The following is a 5,822-nucleotide window of genomic DNA, read 5'->3' as shown; positions in this document are numbered from 1 at the left end:
ATACTGTCGTAAAATCAATAACTGTATGGAACGGAAACGAGAAAGTAAACTCAATTGGTAGATTCTCAACAGGAATAGCAAACATCGCATTCACTAAGATAGTAACAGTTCCAGCAGGACAAACTGTTAAGTTACCAATAAGAATAAATGTTAACAATGATGCAGATGTTGCATCTGAGTTAAAGATTTCATTGCTAGAAGTTAAATCAGATACTGTATTAGCCGGAAACTTCCCAATGGTAGGTAACGCATTTACAGTTGCACACGTAGATTTGGGAACATTAAAAGTAAAACAAAGTGGAGATGCACCTATAGCTAGTGTTAATGCAGGAGATAAAGATGTAAGGTTATCTAAATTTGATTTTGAGGTTGGTTATGAAGCTCAAACAATAAAGAGAATTGTATTATCACAAAACGGAACAGCTGCTGATACTGATTTGGCTAACTTAAAGTTAGTTGACGAAGATGGAACAGTATTAGCACAGGGAGAATTAAGTAAGGGCGAAGTTGCATTTGATATAAATAAGGAATGTGCTTCTGGAACTACTGCAAGATTAACTGTTAGAGGTGATGTTGTAGGTGGAGCTGGAAGAACAGTTCAATTCTCAATAGACAATGTAAATGATGTTCAATCAATAGGTAAAGTATATGGAACAACAATAATATCAAGTAATACCGAAGATGGAAGCAAGCTAGATATAGAAAGAGGTGCTTTAATCTTAACTAAATCAAGTTCATCACCAGCGGCTTGTACTGTAGCTACAACTGTTGATGATCAGAAATTTGCATCTATCAAAATTGAGGCAGTTGGAGAACCTATCCAATTAGAAACAATAAAAGTAGATGGAACAGTAGTTGAAAAAGGATTACAGGCTGGCGTTGAAAGTGCAATAACTGAAATCAAATTAGTAAGTAATGGTGTTGTTATTGCATCACAAGAAGTAAAATCAAAGATTTATACTGAAGGTAATACTGTTAAAGGATTAGAATTACCATTGAGTGAAGTAGTAACAGTAGAGCCTAATTCCCCAATAGTAGTAGACATATTGGTAGATTTGAAAGATGCAGGTAAAGAGTCAAGCTATACAATGGGAATTACAGGAGTTACAGGTTCAGGTTTAGTAAGTGAAAAAGATATAACTATCAATGATAAATCTTATGGTAGCAAAATGACTGTAGGAGAAGTAAATGTCACATTTGAACAAGAAGCTCAAGTTAAAGGGTATATATTCCCTAACCAATCACAAGAAGCTGTAGCAACATTTAATATTCATCATAATTTAGGTGAAACTGTGAGATTATCATCAATAACAGTACAAGTTAAAAAAGCTCCAGCAGCTTCTGAAAATTTTGCAGTAGTTACCGAAAACGATAACTTGCAAAATATTTTAAATAATATGAGATTAACTTCCACAAATGGAACTGTTATCTCTGAGAATTTAAGACCTTTAAAAGTTGATAATAATGGATGTTTGAGATTTGCTCTAAAAGAAGGTGTAACAATAGATTCAGGAAAAACATTGAAGGTAATGTTAGTAACGGATGTAAGAGGAGAGGCTGAAAATCATGAAAAAGAACAATTTAAATTCTTTGTAACAGATGCATCAGCTGTAACTACATCAACAGGTACAGATGTTAATATCAAGAAATCTAGTTATAGCCGTATCATTGAAATAGGTGAAGCAGCTAAAGTAGAAAATATAAAGGCTAATTACTCAAGTGAAAATGAAGTTAAGAGTAAAAATGTTTTGCCAGAGACAAAGAACGTTGAAGTTGCAAGGTGGACATTAGAAAATGATGGACAGGAAGCTATATTAATTAATAAAGTTTATTTAACTGCACAATTTGAAAAGGATTTAGATCCATCATATATCAGATTCACATTAAAAGATGGTAGTGGAAAAGCCTTAACTAGTACAGATGAAGGAAGTTTGTTCTCAATAGTAGATGAAGTAACTCCTGATGCAGATGGAGTAAGAACAATATCAAAAGAAGTAGAAATAAACAAATCAGGAGATAGAAGTGTACTTGTTATAGATGCAACTAAAAATGATGAGCCAGGTAAGAAAGATTTAGTTCTTTATGCAAATGTATTAGCAGATGCTAAAATAGCTGGTAAGTTCTCCGTAGCTCTTGGACAAGAGGTTCCTGTTACAAATGCAGCTGGAAAAGTGGTTAAGTATCAAACAGCAAATGCAGGAGAAACTTATGAAGTGCTTAACGAAGTAGAACTATTTGAGATAACAGGTAGCGTTAGTGGAAAAACCGATTTAAAGAAAAAAGTATATGAAAATACAAATGAAGACTCCTATAATAGCTATAGAGCTATAGTTAATGGAAGTGGAAACGAACCAAAAGTAACATTTACTGACACTATGATTATACCAGAATTAGTTCCTGGTGGAAAAGATGGTAAAGCGGCAGTTAGTACAATCTCAATTTCAAAATTGTATGCTTCAAATGCATTAAGTGGAACTAGAAATGTAACACCAGGTACAGGTATAACAGTTGCTTCATTCAATATCAAAAATGAAGGGAATACAGCTGTTGACTTAAAGTATGTAACTATTAAGAGAACAGATGAAAATATAGGTAGCGCTCAGAATGAACATGAAGTTAAGGGATTAAGATTGTTCGATTCATCAGCAGAACAAGTGTCTAAAAATACTGATACTAAGCAATATTTAGCATTTGACAATCATGTTGCAAAATTGGAATTGAATAAGCCAATTAGGATAGCAAAAGGAGAAACAAAGACATTTGAAGTTAAAATAGCTGCAGATGATAAAATGAGTAATGGTCATAACTTAACTCTACAATTAATACCTGAAGAAACTTGCTATGGTAAAGCTGGAAGTACTGCAAATTACGAAATAGGTATTGATAACACAGATAATATAAGCTTGGGAACAGTAACAGCTAAGGATTAATCTAGTACTTTAGACTACTGCAGGGACTTAATCTCCTTGCAGTAGTTTTTTTGTGTCTTTAACAATAGATCCTCTACAACACTGTTTTATAAAATATCTTGCGAAAAATGATATTTTAAATTTGATATCCATGCAACAAAATTGTGTTATAACGTATTTAAGAGAAAAGAAATATATAAGTAATATTTTTAATTACCGTGCATAACATTAACCATGGCTTTAAAAATAAAAAGTCATGGTTAATAATTTTTATATGATACTATAGATTTTTTTGTTTGCCACGTTTTTTGCTAGATATTTTTCCCATTAAAGAGTTAATTTTTTTCTCTCTATTAATATCTTGTTGCCACTTCATGAGATTATCTAGCTTTCCACCTTTTATTTCACTAAAGTTTGCAACTCCTTTTCTTAGAAGATATTTCGCTACTTCTTCGTGATTTTCCTCTACGGCTCTTCTTAATGCTGTATCTCCTGGCCTTCTACTATAATCTAAAACCTTATTTAAAATATTGGATGGAATTGTTTCGACCAGCGCTTTTACAGCTGGCATATATCCTCCTTGACATGCATACATCAACACATTAACACCTCTTTTATCTTCATTATAATAATTTGTATTTTTTATCATTAAATCTATTGCATAGGACATACTTTTGCCTTTCTCCAATGCGTACATTAGTACACTCTTATCATTATTGTCTTTTTCTTTTGTATCTACTCCCATTTCCAGTAACACTTCTACCATATCTACAGCATTCTTCTCTAATGCATACATTATAACGCTTTTGTTGTTGTTATCCTTTGCATTAACATCTGCCCCATTCTCTATTAAATCATATGCGAAATCAATACAGCCTTTCTCTATTGCGTGCATCAGAGCATTTTTACCTTTATTATCTACACTATTTATCTTATCTTCGTGATGTTTTAATGTTCTCATTTTGTTCTTATTATTTGATAAGATTGCGTCTATAAGCGTTATATCATTATTTGTTACCTCTATAAACATATTTTTATATGTGTTTTTTGGAAATATGGCTCCAAATTCCGTCAAATCTATTTGTATACCTGTATTTAGAAGTATATCCTTGTATTGTTTTTTATTTGACTTATGAGCCTCAATTACTTCATCTTTTATCTTTTTATACAACAATTCTCTTAATTCTTCTGTTGCTATGTTTAATATATCTTTCACTTTGTATAACTTATTCACTATACTATCATATTTGCAGGTATCAATATTTTTGAATATCCTATTTATTCTATTCGGGCCAACTTTTTTTATTAGTATATTTAATGCATTGTCAGCAGATATATTTATAATATTTATTAAAAATTCATCTTGAATTTCGGTTATATCTAATAGGTCCTTCAAATCCTTTATTTTAGTCCCTGTTTTACAAAGATTATGTATCTCTTGATTGATTTTTTTCTGCAATAAATCCCTCGCTTTACCGCTAACATCAGTTAATATTATTTTTTTATATATTTCGTTTACTATTTTATTGCACTTATCATTGTCCTCTATTTTGTTTAGCATATTACCCATTTTAGTGTATCCAACTTTCTCTGCCAAAGCCCTTAATGTTTTTTCATCAAATGCATTTATGCTTTTCAGTAAATGTTCATCAGTTAATTCATCTACGTTTTTTATTATTTTGATTGCTCTAATTTCATTTTTCTTTTCACAAGCATCTAGTAATTCATGTTTTAATTGCTCATTCTGTTTCCTTTTGTTTTCCAAATTAATTTTGAGTTTAATATTCGTTCCATTTTTTATTTTTTTCAGCAGTGTCACTAAATTTTTATGTCCTCTATTTTTTGCAATAGTAAGCACACTTGATCCAAAATTATTTTTAATATTAATATCTGCACCATTTCTTATCAATAACTTAACAATATCTTCATGTCCATTAAAACATGCTTTATGTAGGGCAGTATCACCACTTTTATCACGAGCGTTAATATCTGCACCATTTTCTATCAACAACTTTACTATTTCTTTATTCCCCTGATTACACGCTTTATGTAGGGAATTATCTCCTTCGTTATCACAAATACTTATATCTGCTTTTTTTTTCAGTAATAACTCAACCACTTTTGTATGTCCATTAAAACATGCCACATTAATGGCGCTATCCCCCCACTTATTACGATCATTTATTATAGATACTTCTTTTTTTAATAATAGCTCAACAACAGCTTCGTGTCCATTAAAACAAGCCTCATGTAAAGGACTGTTTTCATTTTTATTAAAAGTCTTTACATTTGCTCCTTTTTCAAACAATAAGTCAACCACATCTTTATATCCTTGAGCACATGCTATGTGTAAGGCACTATTTCCACAATTATCACAAACATCTACATTGGCACCTTTTTCTAACAACCTCTCAACTACAGGATTATTTCCTTTAGCGCTTGCAACCATTAATAATGTATTTCCTCTATAATATTGTAAGTTTAAATTTTTACCACATTCTATATATTCATTCAATAGTTCCTTGTTCGTGCTTATAATATCTAATAACTTTTTTTTTCGAGGTCCCTCTATTTTAGAAAGATCTATTTTATATTTTATAACTAATTCTTCTATATACTTCCAATCTTCTTTGGTAGCATTTTTAATTTCGTTTTCTTCTTGTATACTCATGTCTAAAACCCCTTTTCTTCCTAAAACTACTTTTATAGCCAATATTCCGACTAATTTGGTACATTATATAATTTCATAAATATTTTGTCAACCAGATACACAATATTCCCTTGTAAGCCAGTCTGGAACTGTGTTTTTAATATCAGTGCAGATACAGTAGTTAAGTCAATAACTGTATGGAATGGAAATGAAAAGGTAAATTCAATTGGTAGATTCTCAACAGGAATAGCAAACATTGCATT

At 31.1% G+C, this 5,822-nt stretch carries 3 protein-coding genes; 1 reads left to right on the top strand and 2 read right to left on the bottom strand.

What is annotated here, in order from left to right:
• Positions 1–2,930 (top strand): hypothetical protein (locus tag J6Y29_00790; protein ID MBP5426429.1); only part of this gene is annotated, 2,930 nt, incomplete at its 5' end.
• 259 nt (positions 2,931–3,189) lie between these two features.
• On the opposite strand, the gene J6Y29_00785 is transcribed toward J6Y29_00790, so the two are convergent.
• Both J6Y29_00785 and J6Y29_00780 read right to left on the bottom strand, forming a co-directional pair.
• A complete protein-coding gene (locus J6Y29_00785; GenBank protein ID MBP5426428.1) occupies positions 3,190–5,580 on the bottom strand; it encodes an ankyrin repeat domain-containing protein in 2,391 nt (796 codons plus the stop codon).
• A gap of 50 nt (positions 5,581–5,630) precedes the next feature.
• On the bottom strand, positions 5,631–5,822 hold a 192-nt coding region (locus J6Y29_00780), incomplete at its 5' end, for a hypothetical protein (GenBank protein MBP5426427.1).

It is taken from the genome of Clostridiales bacterium (assembly GCA_017961515.1).
Taxonomy (GTDB): Bacteria; Bacillota; Clostridia; order Acetivibrionales; family RGIG10202; genus RGIG10202.
This window is presented reverse-complemented; position numbering and strand designations above follow the sequence as displayed.